The following is a 17181-nucleotide window of genomic DNA, read 5'->3' on the forward strand; positions in this document are numbered from 1 at the left end:
AGATAAAAATAAGGAAAATGCATCATGCGACGTCAGCTGTTTTTTATATGTATAAGCCTCTGCCTGGTAGCCTGTGGAGGTGGCGGAAATAGTGAAAATCAAGATACTTCCTCCGAAGTCAGTCGGGGAACACCACCCGATAACACGCGTCTGCCCAGCGCGCCTCAGCCCCGTCCTGCCGTAACATTCAATGAAGCCCTGATAGACGACATAGAAGACTTTGTAACTCTCGCACATTCGGTGCAATATTTTTATCCCTCTGAAGAGGTTAAGGATTCAGACTGGCCGCTTTTTATTGCTGAGAGTATTGTCGAATTAAGTCAGACCAATGAGGATGAACGCTCAGATAAAGGGATTGAGTTACTGCGTCAAATTGCACCGTACATCACAACCGCGCAAAATCAGTTACCTGCATTGGAGCAACAGACTCAGGTTGCAGCCTGGCAGCAAAATGCGCCCTTTTCTCAGGTCACCTATGACAGAAACTTACTGTCGGGCACCTATGCTTCACTAAGTAATCGGGCGTATCTGCCAAGTAACCCATATACAACGCAAGCCTATGATCAGCAAACCTTGTATTTCCCTTTGTACCTGCCTGTGCAGACGCCGTTATCAGGTGAAACATTCTCCCGGTTAGGTCGCTGGCAACTGGAAGAAGCGTTCGCGCAACCGGAAATATGCATGGCTACGGTTTCTGGTATGTGGGCTATGATCCAGCACTTCTGGCCTTACTTTCAACAGGTGGAAGTCAACTGGTCACAGAGTTTAAAACCACTCCTCACAGCCTGTACTGAACCCAGTCATACTCAGCGAGAGTCTCAAATATACACAGAGTTCACAAAACTCAATGACAATCACCTTTCGATCGCGTTGCCGGCTCCTGAACGCCAGCCTTATCGTTACTATATGCCCTTCCTATTCGAACTTGTGGAAGGGAAAGCGGTGATCACCCGGACAGAAGAAAAAAATACGTCAAATATTGAGATAGGCGACGAAATCATCTCAATTGATGGAGAACCTGTTCATGCTTATCTGCAAAGCCGCGCAACCACTTCACTGCGAAATCAATTACACCGGCTTAACTGGGTAGCACGAAAGCACCTGTATCAAAAATCTGATGCGCCCATTGTGTATCAGCTCAAAAAACCAGATGGCAGCGAGGTTCAGCAAACTGTCACACCGATACAGCTTGAAGGCTTACTCTCGTTCAACGGCATGCGATACGTACCAACGAGCAGCGATATACTTGAGCACCTGGGTGATAGTATTTATCGGGTCAATGTCTACAATGTCGAACAACAAGCCCTTGGAGACCTGAAAGCCCAGTTGAGTGATGCCAAAGCGGTGGTACTAGATTTACGGCAATACCCAACCAGCTGGCGTGGTTGGCAAGGCGTGCTGAGTTGGTTTATCCAACGTGATGCCATTAACAACACACTCACCTATTTTTGGCAGGGCGCCCCAGATCAGAGCGACACTCTCGTACAAAACCTGTCACAGACTATTCGTGTCGATAGCAACTCTTTAAACATTCCAGCGATAGTTCTGGCTTCACGGGAAAGCCAGAGTCAAAATGAGCATGCTTTGGTATTTGCGCGAAGCGGTGGCCTGAAAGTACTCGGCGAACCGACATCCGGTATTAATGGAGAGATCTTTGAAGCTGACTTTTTTAACTTCTCACATCAGCTGGCTCTGGAGCACATCTTTGTATTCACCAATATGCTCGCTAACCGCCTCAATGGTGATCCCCTTATAAACGTGGGCGTTGAAATAGACATGCTGGTCCCCAGAACTATTGACAGTGTAAGAGCACAGCAAGATAACCAACTGGAAGCCGCCGTGACATACTTAAAAGCACAGCTTGCCCAATAATTTTGCAACAGAAGCCGACAGCATCGTATATCTTTGCCATGTATTTAAAGAGGTTACAGGCAAAAATGCGATACTGTCGCGCTAGCATTAAGCGGCCTTTTAATCATCACAATGATGATTACTATGGGCGCACAAAAAATGAGAGGTTTAAACCGCGTGCAATTATAACGGTTCAAACAAAAGTTATTGGGTGTTAAATCCAGCCCAGTGACTTTCCTATTAATCGAATGCCCAGCATTGCAGTGAAAATCAGCACTGAAAACCCGAGAATATTTGAAACTTGCGTATTTGAGTATTGCCCTAACATCCGCGTATTATTCATAACATAGAGCAGGAAGCCTGCAATAACCGGCAGCAATAGTCCGTTAGCAAACTGGGCAAGTAAAATGATCTCTATGGGTTTTATATTAGCCATGGAAAGCACTGCCCCAATCCCTATAATAGTCACACTGATCAGACGAAATGCTTTGCCATCCACCTCAGTGTTCAACTGCAGCAGCTCAGATACCACGTAACTGGTTGCCAATGGCGCGGTTATCACACTGCTCAACCCCGCAGCAAAAAGCCCAACGCCCAGCAGGTATTTAGACAAACTTCCAAACAAGGGCTCAAACACCTTGGCCATATCCACGGCGTTATTGACGCTCAGGCCAAGCGTAAAAATGCTGGCTGCAGCCGTTGACGTCACCAATATCGCAATCAGGCCACCCAGACCAATTGAAATTGCGGTATCAGTACGCGCTTGAGGAATATCGTTAGGATCCGACCAATGCGTTTTTGCCGCTGACGCATGTAAAAATAAATTATAGGGCACCACCGTTGTTCCGATCAGCGCGATGACTGTAAGTAAAGACCCTTCAGGTAACTGAGGTGTCACCAATCCTTTGAACAACGCTGTCAGATCTGGGCCCACCAAAAAGAAAGTGATCACAAATGCCAGCGCCATAATCGAGACCAGCGCGATGAGAATGCGCTCAATTTGCTTATAGGTTCCGAGCATTAAAATCACCGCACCAAGGGCAGTTAAAGCAATAATTGATCCTCTGAATACCCACTTACCTGGGGTAGAAATAGCCTCAATACCCAGCGCAGCGCCCACCAAATTACCCGCTTCATAGGCGGCGTTGCCAATACAGATAGCCACAATAATCAAAGCAAAGAGCGGCCATTTCCAGACAGATTCTCGTAACGACTCATGGATCACCTCGCCCAATCCTTTTTGTGTCACGATTCCCACCCGAGCCGACATTTCCTGCAAAATAATCGTTGCTATGGTTGCAAACACCAATGCCCACAGCAAAGCATATCCAAATTGAGCGCCAGCCAACGTACAGGCGGTAATTGTGCCGGGTCCGATAAAGGCTGCGGTCACAATCACACCTGGCCCCAGGTTTTGTATTTTCTTTAGCATGGTTCACGCTTTCCTGACAGGTACTTTGGTATCCACTTAACTCACCTCACTTAAATTTTGAAACGATTCACGATGGCTGCCAGCTCTGCCGCTTTTTCGCTAAGATTGGTGCTGATCGCTAAGTTTTCGGTACCGATTGAGACAGACTCTTTACTGTGCTGCGAAATGGACTCCGTCCGCTCCGATATTTCTTTGTCTACGATGTTTTGCTCTTTCGTCGCATCGGCAATGTGTTCATTCACATTCATAATTTCATTGATAAACAGCACTATCTGCTTGAGCGACTCGGCTGCAGATGCAGCCTTGTCAACGGTGATAGCACTGCAGCTTTTGCTCGAATCCATGGCACGCACCGCTTCTTTTGAGCCGTCTGTCAGCGTGTTAATCACACTCAGGATCTGAGCTGCACTTTTTTGTGTCCGGGTAGCCAGCTCTCTCACTTCATCGGCAACCACGGCAAACCCTCTCCCCTGCTCTCCCGCGCGTGCCGCTTCAATGGCTGCATTCAGCGCCAGCAGGTTGGTCTGCTCAGCAATTTCCTGAATGATAGATAAAGATCCAGAGATCCCCTGAACATCCCCTTCCAGTTTAGAGATAACACCACTGGCTTCATCCAGCTTTTGCGCTAAAGTATTCACCGAGTTCATCGCTTCATCAACAGAGTGACGGGTATCTTTGGCGCTGCCATCGGCATTTTTAGCTGAGTTTGCTGCCTCGTTAGCATTGCGCGAGATTTCTTCTGCCGATGCTGTTAACTGCGTCATTGCCGTCGCAATCAGCTCGGTTTCTGACTGCTGGCGAAGCAAAATGGAATTGATATTTCCGGAGGCCGAAGAGATTTGCTGGGTTTCATCAACAACCTCATTGGTCAGCTTCGCAACCTTTTTGATTAATTCGTGAAGCTGTCCTAAGAAAATATTAAAATCCCGACTCAGACTGTCAAACTCAGGAACGGTAAAATCCGGAATGCGTACCGTTAAATCGGCATCTCTTGCCGCGTAAATATGGATGGTGTCTTCAAACTTAGATAAGGGTACTGTAATGCTCTTACTGATGATCAGGCCCAGGGCTGCAACGCCAACGGATACTACTAGCGTGAACAACAAGATATTGGTAATGCTCTCGTAAAGCTGGATTTCATTCTTATCTCGCATTGACTTAACCAATGCATCGACATCATCGGTATAAAAGCCCGTGCCCACGACCATGTCCCATTTGGCAATATAGATACTATAAGCCAGCTTGGGCAGAGGCTCAGTCTGACCCAGCTTGGGAAAATAGTAAACGGAGTAGCCATCACCTGTTTTTGCAGAATTAATAATATCCCGTACCAGATAATTGCCTCTTTTGTCTTGTAAATCGATAAAGTTTTTACCAATTCCCTGATCGCTGTCCCCCTGCATAACCCGCGTACCGTCGGGTTTAAAGCCAAACAAATAGCCACTGCCACTGAACTTAATGTTCTTAAGGAGTGCAATGGCATCTGATTGTGGATGGTCGCCTTGCATCAAAGGAGTTAATGCTGATTTGGCAATTTCCAGATACGCTTTGAGCTCAACGCGTTTCATCCGCATCATCTCTTTACGGCTCAGGTCAACCTGCACCTCATTGAGTTTTTTGGCCTCAAGATAAGTAATCAGGGTCACAACCGATGAGATGATGATCACAGGGATCAATGACAACAAGATGAGCCTAGATTTTATTTTGAGTTTCATGCTGTTCGGCCTCTTTATTGCGCTGCTCTAGGAGCGCTCTTCGACGTCTTTGCCGGTTTGCGGCGACGTATCGTATATGGATTCTTCCTTGTTGTAGTGTTTAAGATACTCCCGCAGGATTTTATCGTACGTCCCGTCTTTTTTAATTTCCCGCAGAGTTTGCTCAACTTCCAGCCTGGTTTTATCCAGGGCTTTGGCCATGGAAAATGCGATAAAGCTCGGTATCTCGTAGCGATAGCTGGGGACTTCAGCAACTAGCTCTTCAATACCAAGCTGCTTGATGATCTCAAGCGCTCCCAGTTTGTTGATTATCACCACCTCAACACGGCCGGCAAGCAGCAGCTCAAAGCTCCTGCGACCTGTATCTGTCGTCACCACACTCTCAAATACGCCGGTGCGGATGGCCTTATCGATCTCAGATCCATAGCTTACTTTATGCATCACACCTATCCGGTAAGGTGCCAGAGAGTTGAGCCGACCATCAAAGTGAATATTATTTTTCCTCAGGGTAAACAGCGCAATAGACTGTTCTATCAATATTTCGTCCGCGTAATCTAAAAACTTGAGTCGTTGCGGAGTTTTATAGATAGTGAAAATACCATCGTAGCGGCCCGTTTCGACTTCTCTGATGGCCCTGCCCCAGGGTAAAATTTCAATCGTATAGGGCTGCTCCATGCGTTTGAACACTTCCCGTACCAGTTCAACGGCAATACCACTGGGGCCATTTTTCCCCTGAAACTCATAGGGCGGGTATTCCAGCGTCACGAGTTTGATTACACGCTCCTCGGGTAGGCTGGCCCCCAGCAAACACAACAATGCAACGAAGTGAAGTAACACCCGACAGGCCATAGTTATTCCGTCTCCCGTCGCGCGGTTTGTATCACCCAACCAGCAACTGAGTAGTGAGACCGATACAGTGACTTATGTAAACACCTGGCCATAGTTCAAAAACTCAGCTGAATCTTAATGTATGCCCGACGCCCTCTTGGGTCGCCGGTTCTGGGGTCATAGCTGCCCGCAATACTCACAAAGGGTGGATCCTCGTCAGTTGCATTGACGACTCCTGCAATAAGCCGGGTTTCGGAGTCATCTCTGATAACCTCGCCAAGATTGACACTGTATTGCAAATCAAAGGTATTGAAAGAGCCAATAGACTCCCCGCTGACGTCGTTTTCATAGCTGGCAACATGACGCAGGTATACGTTGGCACTGTGCTCACCATCAGACCAGTTAAGACCTATGCTTCCCCTTAACCGTGGAGCCGGATTGCCCACCGTATTGCGGTTGAGTTTACCCAGTCCATCACTGGTATTCCCGGACGCATCCATCAAATCGTAGCTCAGCAAATAGGTGGCTTTAAGTTGTGGCCTGAAATCCCCCATATCGGAGCGATAAAGGGTGGTGGCGCTGATGTCCAAACCAGAAGTATCAATGGCCTCAGCATTGATGAATTTGGTATTGACGATGGAAATAGTACCGGCAGAGGTGCGGATCACCCGGCTTGGGTCATTAGGGTTGGCATTGACCACTGCCTGGTGACTCTCTCGTGTTAGCACATCCTCAAAAGAAAAGTCCCAATAGTCAACATCCACAGACAACTCATCAGCAGAGAATGTCAAGCCAAGATTAACCGCCTGTGAGGTTTCCGGTACTAAGTCGGGGTCTCCCACTGTTCTATTGCCGCCAAAGGTTGTGGACCCGTCCTCAGGATCAGTTATATTGGCAAAGTTTGTCTGTACGCCCTGAAGTTGATGCACAGAAGGCGCTCTGAAAGAGGTACTATAGGTTCCCCTGAACGAAAACATATCATTGGCCAGCCACAAGAAGGAGACCTTTGGATTGGTAGTGTCACCGCCAAACTCGCCATAATCTTCGTAGCGTACAGCTGCACCTATTTCTAAGTCGAGTGTCACTGGCACAAGGACTTCAGCAAACAGCGCTTTTACGTCACGTTCCCCATAAAAATTCTGGTTGCCAATCAAAAAAGCAAAGCTATCTTGCTGAGTGAAGGAGTCGTAGACATTATTGATAGATTCATCGCGATACTGCATGCCAAGCGCGTAACCTACATCTCCCCCGCCCACTTCAAACAAAGATTCGCCGGTTATGACCAGTTCATAGACACGCATTTCTGATTCAGCGTCGCCTATATAGTCACCGATGATGTAGTCTCTCAGTCGCTCATTGTCAGGGTCGTTCGGATCAAAAGGATTGAAGTAGAAACACTCCCCCAGCCCAGCCTGAGAGGCTCCGTTGCATTTAGTCCCCCCGAAACCATGCAAGGCAGCCTGGAAGTTATCTGTGATCACATCTCTGGGGTTCAGTATGGCGTCGTTTGCCGCGGCAACAAACGAAAACTGCCAGTAAATACCCTCGGTTAATTCACCATCTCCGCCCATCGCCAAGCGCGATGTAGTATGGTCGTAGTAATTGATTTCGGTCGGTTTCCCCACACCATAGGGGCGACCTCTGAAGAAAATATCTTCGCCGTAGGGGTTATCGGGGTGACTGGCCAGCACGCTGGGCGCATTAAGTACGGGAAAGCTGGGCGACACTTCCCGGGTTATTTTATTTCTTGCATAACCAAACTCAGCCCATAAGCGTGTTGTATCGCTCCAGTCCCAGGATGCACGAGCGTAAGCTTGCAATCTGTCTTCGTTCGGCACTGCGGTGATCTGCGGGCCAAAATCAAACAAGCAAAACGAGTTGCCATTCGACCCTTCGGAGAAAATCCCACCATTTTGCACACAGTTTGGATCTGCAACCGTCAGGCCGTTGGGATTGTTCTCGTCCGCAAGAGAAGGAATAACAAAACTACCCGGGTTGCCAAAACTACTGGTGGCGGGCTGTAACCAATCTACTTCGTCGAGTAATAAGCTGGAACGCTCAAGAAAACTGACGGCAAAAAGCATGTGACCGGTGTCGCCAACATAACCCCCATGGGCAAAGTCTATTTTGGTGTCCTCCTGATCTCCATCGCTCCAGCGTGTCCGATACTCATACTGGATCTCAGTGCCTTCCATATCATCACGGGTGATAAAATTCACAACCCCGGCAACCGCATCAGAGCCGTAAATAGCAGATGCGCCATCTTTGAGTATTTCAACTCGTTTGATCGCCAGGGTTGGCACCAGGGAGGCGGTATCAACAAAGCTTGCCCCCTGATCGGTTACCACTGCGGATGTGACCTGCCTGATACCGTTTAGCAGCACCAGCGTAGAAGATACACCCAGCCCCCGGAGATTGACGTTCGAGGTGCCCGCGGTGAAGTTTTGCGACAAATTATCTGAGTTGTTTTGCGAGCCTGCATTAAACGGCAATACTTCGATGAGATCTCTGACATTATTGGCGCCAATATCCGTCAGGTCACTCAGCTCAGTACTTGATATAGGAGATGCGCTCTCTGACTGAACAGAGCGTTTAATCCGCGAGCCCGTTACTGTGATGGTCTCGATGGCGCTTTGCTCATTGCTTTGGGTATCGGTGGGTGTTTCAGCCACGACCAGAGCCGGACAGAGTAGTATAGGCAGAGCCCGCAATAGCAAAGATGGGGCTCTGAGCGAGGAGTTGCACATGATTTCACCTTGTTCTATCTGACGGTAAAGTTCTCAAGTGCTATATATCCCTGGAGTACGACAGCTACCAAATCGCTGACATGTCTCGCCAGTGTAAGGCTTTCGCTCTGCTGCTAGCAGCGATACAAGTGTCTTAGTAATACAAGTAAAACACTTACATCAGATAAGTAGTCAGAAGTACTCGCCCAGGATATGGCAAAACACTAGACACGAAGTGGTATCGCTCCTACAGCATTTTATATTGCTGTGTTAAGCATAGCCTGAGATTTCAAAGTCATGGTAAAACTATGCGGTTTTTTTACCCAATATGGCCGACTAAGCGCGGACGTGCCTGGCCAGTTTTCCCAGGCACGTCTAATTACCTCTTTTCGTCTATTTACTCACACGAAGTGTGTAGCTGCCCGCGCCTGAGTAGGAATAGACCACAAAACGATAATAACCAGATGATGCACTGTAATTGATCGACTCCGTGGAAGTGGGTGATTCGGAAATGGCAACCTGTTGCCAACGGCCATTGAGCCACTTCTCTATTTTTAAATCAAAATCAGCACTCGCCGGACCACTTAACGACAAGCCTATGGTGCCACCGCCATACTGAAACCAGGTGCCATTTGGTTCAATCGCACTTTGCTTATCGCTCAAAGTGCCTGTGTAAGTATCCGGTTCAGGTTGTGTGGACGACTCGATTGTGAAAGAGATGGTTTGTGCCGGATCGGAAATATCGCGGATCCTGAGTCCGGAATCACTGCCGTTCCACCACAGCGCATTGGTACCACGAGACGTTTGTGCATTAGGTAAAGCCTGGGTAAATTCTCCTGCTACATCGAATAGGTCGCTGCCATCACCACGATTGCGTTTGTATTCCGGGTCCCGATTGCCGTCACCATGCTCCATCTGAATGTACGGATACCATTCATTGGAGTTGCTGCCACGAATGTCGACATGCCACACAGCCAGTCCCTGATCGAGTTGTTCTGAGTTTTGCCCCGACTTGTGTATAGCTTCGATGTAAAACGCTTCGTTACTGTTGGCCGGATTCGTCCATTTATAAGAAGTGCCGCTGTCTGAGGTATGACTTAGCCGGCCAGATGGTGCATTGGCGTTAATCGCGGGGTTTAATTCTGTTACTGTGTCCCAGCCAGCAATGGCTCTGAAATGCGCCACTGGCGGCGTTGGTTTATAGCGATTGGTTGTTCCAATGGCGCCGTATCCCATCACACCAAAACTGGCAACGGATCCTTCAGAGCTACCATCGTAATCATACAAGTCTGGCCAGTTGGTAATTAAGTGACCCGATTCATGAACAAACGTGCCGATCGCCAGGCTGGCGCGCATATCTGTGATCTGGTAGCGATCAGTACAGACGCCATCGGCACAAAAACGCGGACTGAGTCTGGCCATGTGGGGCCACAACCCCTTCGACCAGGCGCTGTCCGAGTTACCGGCATAGAAGATATTCAGGCCACGAATTTGATTACTGCTGTTGGTGGTCAGCTGAAAAAAATCAAACCCTTGCTGATATTCGAGCCATTGTAATGCTTCATTGATCAGCTCCTGAGAACGAACCGTCGAGCTCAGGCTGGAATCGGCATAATACGCTTTGTTCTTTTTCGCGGTGTAATACTGTGTCACCGTGTTGGTGTAATCCAGCTTATCGCCTGATACAGATCGAAAGTAGCCCCTCACCGACTGCGCATTACCAAACTCATTGTAATTCAAATCGTTTAAAAAGCGCTCTACCTGCGCTTTGGAAATGCTACCCCGTTCATCCGGAAAATCGATGATGATCGTCAGCCCCTTCACCTGACCGCTGATCTCTTCGCCCCCCTGCGTACGGATCGTGGATGAACGAGAGAGCTTATCGCTGCCCAGCATTTGCGCGCGTTTTGATGCCACTAACGCAGCTTTCGCGGCGTCACTGAGGCCTGTCTGTGGTTCACTGACAGTAAGGCGATGAACAGAGTGCAGTTCCTCAACTAGGTGACCAGTTGAAACCAGCGTTGCGCCATCCGCACTGACCTTAGCATAAGCCATGCCTTTTAGTGATGCATCGTAAACAGCCAGGCGACCGTCCGCGGTCCGTTGCTCTGCGTAGTAATCATTACCTTGCAGATACAGGGTCACAGTCTGACCATTTGGTTGAGTGAATTCGTAACGTGTGTTGTTGTAGGGGATTGCGGCCTGAACCAGTGTGGTCATAGTGACCGCACTGATAGCCAATAAAGCGTGTAGTGTTCGCATAATTAAGTTCCTTTACATGTGTAATAGCCCCTCTCATATCAGGTTTGATATGAAATTGGGAACTTAATTATTAACCATATTTTTACAACTTATCAAATTTAAATTTTTATTGCCAAAACGCTGCCGCCCTATTTCGGCCGGGTGTACTTTCAACCTGACCACACCAACGTCGCAACGAAATCCTTGCTGTAACTGGTTTATCATTTTGCTGGGGTTGCTGTTTTGCCTTTGCAGCAGACCAGGCATCCGCAATGGCTTTATTTGCCAGTAACTGAACATAAAGATCGATAGAAGGTGTTAATTCTGAATTGATTAGTGTCGGCATTGAGGCCATTAATTTTTCCCGCATATCCGATTGCAGTACCCGTGATTCAACCACAGTGTCGAATACCGCCAGTTGCCACCGATAGAAGTCATTAAAAACAGCCTGCCCACTGGCATTTATCTGAGTCGCGACGGATGTTTTAAAGCGCATAAACCCACCCCAGTCACGTAAATGAATTTGTGTATTCAGTAAATTCAGGCCCGTACCAGCGGCATGACCAAATTGTTCAGTTTCTGAGTGAAATAAAAATGCCCGGATATACATCAACTGGGCATTTCGATAACTATTGCTATCAAAATACAAATTACCCAGGTTGTTTTTGATGTTGGCAATGATCTCTCTGTCTTCTGAAAGCATCATCGCGTCTTTGAGTATGCCTGTGGCTTTTTTATGCTGACCTGTAAAGCGATAAACCACCGCCAAATTGTTCGCAATCCGAGCGTACTGCTTATCATCTGTTACATAATTCAACGCACACTCATTGAGCAGCTGCGCATACTGGTAGTCGTGCATACGCCTGTGATATACGGCCAAAGAGCCAATAACATGAATGTGTTCTCCATGCAGATAGCTTTGCCACTGATCTTTACTCAGTTGGTTAATTATACCGGACACAGATGTTGAGTCATGTGACCGCACACTCGACTCGAGTCCGGCAAGATAAACTTGTAATAGCCCTTTACTGGGCTCCTCAGGCAGCTTGTCATACACCTCTCGAAACAAAGCGACCGCCCGCGTTGGGTTTTTGCCATTCAGGTCTTTTAGTTGGTTTAACGTTTTGAACAACTCCGCAGGAGTTAAAGTGACGGCAGCGGAAAACAACAAGCTTGTGAGCATAAATCAGTGACACCTAATTGCAATCTTATTAAGCATGGTACAGATACAATTAATATACCAGAGGACACACCGAACTCTGATTGGCTATCATTAATGCAATTCGGTCAAAAAACGCCCCAAAATACACACAAAAAAAACACAAATGTTAACAATGAAAGAAAGCGTCATTTTTACCTGAATCACACACAAAACAGGAAGATCATAATTTTACTGATAAAAAATAGACAAAAACACACAATATAAAAATATTAATATGAAATATCTCATTTATGTGTTTACATTTGGAAAACACTGCGATAGCATGAAGTCGTTCCTTAGGGCATGGCTTATCACACGAGTCATTCCAAATGAACTCCCGAGAAGTAGAGCTTACCAACAAGGATGTTGGTTTATTGGGTATTTCCTGGCACAGTTTTGTTGCTATTGGAGGTTGGGCAGGATGTTTCCTGCCTTTTTTTTTGCCTGTAACCTTGTACTTGCCAAACTGACTTACTTTTGGGTAAATTTAGTAAAAATAGTACAGCGGCCACTTATGACACTCAGACTACCTCACTCCGTTCTTGTCGTCATTTATACTACTCACAACGAATTTTTACTGCTACAACGCGCAGATGATCCCGGTTTCTGGCAATCTGTGACGGGTGGCGTTGATCCCGGAGAGTTGCCGATTGAAACGGCTTACAGAGAGTTACTGGAAGAAACAGGCATTGATGCAAAGGCGCTTGGGGTCACAATCAAAGATCACCAAAAGTGCAATCAGTACACCATCAGAGAACAGTGGCGGCACCGATATGTCGCAGGTGCGACTGTTAACACTGAGTACGTATTCAGTGTCTGTGTGCCGAGTGGTTGCGAGGTACGGCTTGCGCCAGAAGAGCATCTGGCTTACCGCTGGCTCACCCAGCAACAAGCAGCCGAGCAAGCCTGGTCAACCAGTAACAGCCAGGAGATTTTAGCAATTGAACGGGTTTAATTTATCTATTAAGCAGGTTTAAATAGCAGCGTCTGCCAGGTGACAGAGGCTCTGCCCTGTGCATCCTCTTCCGGTTCAGTTACCTCAAGACAATGCAAGTCTGCCTTTTGTGCAATATCAAGAATATACTCAACCGAGCAATTTTGCATGCCGCGCACTTTCAGTGCTTCCTCATCATCACAATGGCGCAGTTTAATAGCCAGCAAACCATGCTGGTTCAGCAAAGTGCGTAAGGTCAGCATTGCCTGCTGGCCGGAACTGGACTGCAAATAGTTAAACACCGAACTGACCAAAATCACATCGAAGGCAGCATGGTTCTTACGTACTTTGTACAAACAGGGCAACTCATCCTGATACCAGTTAACCGGCATATCGCGGGTGTAAGCTTGCCCTAAACGGTTTAACGAACATACGGGCTCTACCGCAACCACTTCTGCATTTTCTGCCTGCTCAGCAAAAAACCGGGCATCTCTGCCAGCGCCGGCACCGATATCCAGGAACTTCAGACCTGTTTCAGACATCAATGGCGTCACAAATTTTAGCCAAGAGGCATGTAGCAGCTCAAAGCGATATGATTGATACACTTTGGCGAGTTGTAATGCATTGTCTTCATAATATTGCATAGGCATAGATGCTAGGCTCCAACCATTTTTAATTGTTCCTGATACAACGCCATCATAGACAATAATAAAGGCACAATTATGACATTTTGGTTAAATATGGCCTTGGTTCAGTCAAGATTAACGCTTTGATTTAGTGACAAAAACGTATACATTGGTTGCCATATGAAGGGGTTAGTTCCGCGTATTCTTCGCGACTATTCGCATGTAACCAGAATGATTGAGAGCACGCCAGGATTCCCCCATTTTTGCAGCCTGTTACCTGCGTCAGGGATCCATTACACCAGGAGTTTTTATGTCACTAGATTCTTTACAGACCCCGTGTCTATTGCTGGATAAGCAAAAGCTACTGAACAATATCAATCGGCTAAATAAACAGCTAGCGCGCTTTGATGTGACCTCGCGGCCACACCTCAAAACCCTGAAGTCGGTAGATGCCGCTCGGTATATGCTAAGTGATCTGTCGGCGCCCTGTACAGTTTCGACGCTGCAAGAAGCAAGACAGTTTGCTCAGGCAGGTTGCAAAGATATCACTTATGCAGTGGGGATCAGTGAACACAAATTGCCTGAGATACTGGACCTGCAAAACCAGGGCATCACTATGCACATTCTTATGGACAGCTTCGAACAGGCGCAATTTGTCCATGCTTTTTGTCGGGAAAATGATTGCCAGTTTAGCTGCCTGATCGAGATTGACTGTGACGGCAAACGGGCCGGCATAAAACCGGATGATCCCCAACTCATTGCCATTGCTAAAATTCTGCAAAGCGCTGGACTATTTAGTGGTGTCCTGACCCATGCCGGCGGTGCATATGACTGCCGCAGCCTGGACGAAATCAGAGCAATGGCACAGCAAGAACAAGCAGCCGTGCGCGATGCAGCCAGTAAACTGGAAAGGCAGCAAATCAGCTGTGACGTTATTAGCGTAGGCTCCACACCCACAGCACTGTTGGGTGAAGGGTTTGCACAAATCACCGAAGTGCGAGCTGGCGTTTACGCTAGTATGGATCTTGTTATGGCTGACCTTGGCGTATGCCAGTCAGAGGATATCGCCTTAAGCGTCCTTACCCGGGTGATTGGTCATAATCAGGAAAAGAACTGGCTGATCCTGGACGCGGGCTGGATGGCCTTATCACGCGACCCTGGTCTGGCGTCACAGCCAGGCGGTTACGGTCAGGTATGTAATGAAACCGGGCACGTTTTACCCGGGCTGTATGTCAACAGTGCCAATCAGGAGCATGGTATCGTCGTGTTACCAAACACACTCAGCACCCACGACTTTGCCATTGGCACCTTACTGCGCATATTGCCAAATCACGCCTGTGCCACCGCCGCGCAACATGCAGGCTATCAGGTGATTTCGGATGATGAAATAGACTACTGGCCACGTTTTGGCGGCTGGTAATGGTCCACATTCAGCATTGTTGCTATAGTACAGACACGGAAATAAAGAAGGAATAAACATGGACCCTATCACGCTCATTCTCGACTACCTCCTCACCGTTGAGGCGTTCTTACTGATTTTTATCATCTTTGTACTCAAAGGCAGCATCAAGTTTGTGCCGCAAAACCGCGCCTGGATCATAGAAAGGTTTGGTAAATACCAGTCAACCAAAGAAGCTGGTTTGAACTTTATTGTGCCTTTTATCGATCAGGTCTCTGCCGACCGCAGCCTTAAAGAGCAAGCCGTCGATGTGCCTTCACAGTCTGCCATTACCCGCGACAACATCTCTTTGATTGTGGATGGTGTGCTGTACTTTCGGGTGCTGGACCCCTACAAAGCCACCTATGGCGTCGACGATTACATCTTCGCGGTCACGCAGCTGGCGCAAACCACCATGCGTAGTGAGCTGGGCAAAATGGAGCTGGATAAAACCTTTGAAGAGCGTGATATGCTCAATACCAATATTGTCTCTGCCATCAATGCCGCATCCGACCCCTGGGGCATTCAGGTGCTCAGATATGAAATCAAAGACATAGTGCCACCCAACTCAGTAATGGAAGCCATGGAAGCGCAAATGAAAGCTGAGCGGGTTAAGCGTGCGCAGATCTTGGAATCGGAAGGCGACAGACAGGCCGCCATCAACGTGGCTGAGGGTAAGAAGCAAGCCCAGGTATTGGCCGCAGAAGCTGAAAAAGCCGAGCAGATCCTCAAAGCAGAAGGTGAAGCAAAAGCCATTATCGCTGTTGCGGAAGCGCAAGCAGATGCACTGAGAAAAGTCGGTGAAGCCGCCAACACCGAAGAAGGCCAAAAAGCCATTCAGCTCGACCTTGCCAGTAAAGCCATTGTTGCCAAAGAGGCCATTGCCCGCGAGTCATCCGTGGTCTTGTTGCCTGAAAGCGGCACCGATCCCAGCTCTTTGGTGGCACAGGGCATGTCGATCATCAACAGCCTGAATAAAAAGCAAAAGGAGCAGTCGTGACCCTGATTGTTGAACATCTGAGCCAGATCCTGATTGTACTCGGGCTGCTGGCTTTAATCATAGAAGTAGCCGTACTGGGCTTCGCCACCTTTGTACTGTTTTTCCTCGGCCTGTCACTCGTCCTGAGTGGTCTGATGATGTCAGTGGGCTTACTGGACGCAACGCTCATGAATGCATTGTGGGTCAATGCGGTATTAACAGCGGCTCTGGCAGCTGTACTGTGGCAACCGCTCAAGCGTATGCAAGCCAAAACAGAGAGCACAGAAGTAAACAGCGACTTTGCCGACATCACCTTGGTACTCAGTGATGACCTCAACGAGCAAAGCCAGCTCACCCATGCCTACTCCGGGATCACCTGGCAGCTAAAAAGCGAAACGCCTATTGCAAAAGGCACCACAGTCAAAGTGGTCAAGAAAAGTGTTGGGGTGCTGTGGGTAGAGGCGCTCGGTGACGAGTGACAGAAACACCTTTTCGCAGCGCTAGGAAGTGAAGTCAGAGATGACCGGTAAGCCAGCTACAGGCAATATTTCGCTCGGTGTTTGTATTGCTTAGTTCAAAGCCTGCATTGTTGATTCTGTAGAGATGCGGTAGATTTGATCACTGGGATAGACATTTTAAAATCGATCTCTGCATCACCATTACCCCCAAAAATATCACAACTAAATAACATGGAATAACATGCACGTAAGACCCGCAGAACAAAAGGATTTAGATATTCTCAGTCAGATTTGTATGGAATCATTTGATTGTGCGCTGGCCAATACCTTACCAGCAGCAGGTCGGGATACTTTTAAGGCAATCGCCACCCCTGCTGCGATTGCGGCGCGGCTGGCGGAAGACAACCAAGTTTTGGTGGCTGAAATTGCAGGCAAGCCTGTTGGTATGCTTGAGCTAAAGGCGGGTCGTCATATCGCCATGTTGTTTGTTGCACCGGCTCATCAACATAAAGGGGTTGGCAAAGCCCTGATTAATGTGGCATTTGAACTGGCCACGGAGCAGAGCGTAACGGTTTCGGCTTCGCTGTCATCGGTGGGGGCTTATCAAAAGTATGGTTTTGAGTTGGCCGGAGAGGTTGCCGAGTCTGGCGGCCTGGTTTATCGGCCTATGGAAGCCTCGCTGCCCTAGCTGCTTTTATAATCCTTCAAATGCTTGCATTCAGGGTGCCTCAGCCGTGATAAATGCGCCAATC

Annotated in this window: 13 protein-coding genes; 6 read left to right on the forward strand and 7 right to left on the reverse strand. The window is 47.9% G+C overall.

Features of this window, described 5'->3' with window-relative positions; translation table 11 throughout:
* Window positions 1-24 precede the first annotated feature (24 nt).
* Window positions 25-1872, forward strand: a complete 1848-nt coding sequence (locus NH568_RS14300) for a peptidase S41 (protein WP_253048335.1) — start codon at window positions 25-27, stop codon at window positions 1870-1872.
* A 193-nt stretch (window positions 1873-2065) separates the two neighbouring features.
* Here the strand turns inward: NH568_RS14300 and NH568_RS14305 are convergent, their stop codons facing one another.
* The 6 genes from NH568_RS14305 to NH568_RS14330 form a co-directional block, all read right to left on the reverse strand.
* Window positions 2066-3283 carry an Nramp family divalent metal transporter gene (locus NH568_RS14305; protein ID WP_253048336.1) on the reverse strand — a complete coding sequence of 406 codons (1218 nt, stop codon included), beginning with the start codon at window positions 3281-3283 and terminating at the stop codon, window positions 2066-2068.
* Window positions 3284-3333: 50 nt separating this feature from the next.
* Complete coding sequence (locus tag NH568_RS14310) at window positions 3334-4998, reverse strand: methyl-accepting chemotaxis protein (RefSeq protein WP_253048337.1); 1665 nt, start codon at window positions 4996-4998, stop codon at window positions 3334-3336.
* A 27-nt stretch (window positions 4999-5025) separates the two neighbouring features.
* Entirely contained in the window at window positions 5026-5847 is an 822-nt protein-coding gene (locus NH568_RS14315) for a transporter substrate-binding domain-containing protein (RefSeq protein ID WP_253048338.1), read from the reverse strand.
* Between the two features lie 95 nt (window positions 5848-5942).
* On the reverse strand, window positions 5943-8573 hold the full coding sequence (locus NH568_RS14320; protein WP_253048339.1) for a TonB-dependent receptor: 2631 nt from the start codon (window positions 8571-8573) through the stop codon (window positions 5943-5945).
* A 372-nt stretch (window positions 8574-8945) separates the two neighbouring features.
* Window positions 8946-10814, reverse strand: a complete 1869-nt coding sequence (locus NH568_RS14325; RefSeq protein ID WP_253048340.1) for a M6 family metalloprotease domain-containing protein — start codon at window positions 10812-10814, stop codon at window positions 8946-8948.
* 106 nt (window positions 10815-10920) lie between these two features.
* Entirely contained in the window at window positions 10921-11976 is a 1056-nt protein-coding gene (locus tag NH568_RS14330; RefSeq protein ID WP_253048341.1) for a tetratricopeptide repeat protein, read from the reverse strand.
* Window positions 11977-12508: 532 nt separating this feature from the next.
* Between NH568_RS14330 and nudB the strand changes: the two genes are divergently transcribed.
* Entirely contained in the window at window positions 12509-12949 is a 441-nt protein-coding gene (nudB, locus tag NH568_RS14335; protein ID WP_253048342.1) for a dihydroneopterin triphosphate diphosphatase, read from the forward strand.
* 8 nt (window positions 12950-12957) lie between these two features.
* Here nudB and NH568_RS14340 read toward each other — a convergent pair whose 3' ends face one another.
* Complete coding sequence (locus NH568_RS14340) at window positions 12958-13578, reverse strand: class I SAM-dependent methyltransferase (protein ID WP_253048343.1); 621 nt, start codon at window positions 13576-13578, stop codon at window positions 12958-12960.
* A gap of 286 nt (window positions 13579-13864) precedes the next feature.
* On the opposite strand from NH568_RS14340, the gene NH568_RS14345 reads away from it, so the two are divergent.
* From NH568_RS14345 to NH568_RS14360, 4 genes are all read left to right on the forward strand, one after another.
* Window positions 13865-14974: an alanine racemase gene (locus NH568_RS14345; RefSeq protein ID WP_253048344.1), complete on the forward strand. Its 1110-nt coding sequence runs from the start codon at window positions 13865-13867 to the stop codon at window positions 14972-14974.
* A 58-nt stretch (window positions 14975-15032) separates the two neighbouring features.
* Entirely contained in the window at window positions 15033-15992 is a 960-nt protein-coding gene (locus NH568_RS14350) for a slipin family protein (protein ID WP_253048346.1), read from the forward strand.
* Window positions 15989-16450, forward strand: coding sequence for an NfeD family protein (locus NH568_RS14355; RefSeq protein WP_253048348.1), 462 nt, complete (start codon window positions 15989-15991; stop codon window positions 16448-16450). The genes NH568_RS14350 and NH568_RS14355 overlap by 4 nt, the downstream gene beginning before the upstream one ends.
* 220 nt (window positions 16451-16670) lie before the next feature.
* Window positions 16671-17117, forward strand: coding sequence for a GNAT family N-acetyltransferase (locus NH568_RS14360; protein WP_253048349.1), 447 nt, complete (start codon window positions 16671-16673; stop codon window positions 17115-17117).
* Window positions 17118-17181 lie beyond the last annotated feature (64 nt).

This window comes from Pseudoalteromonas sp. XMcav2-N (assembly GCF_024124545.1).
Lineage (GTDB): Bacteria > Pseudomonadota > Gammaproteobacteria > Enterobacterales > Alteromonadaceae > Pseudoalteromonas.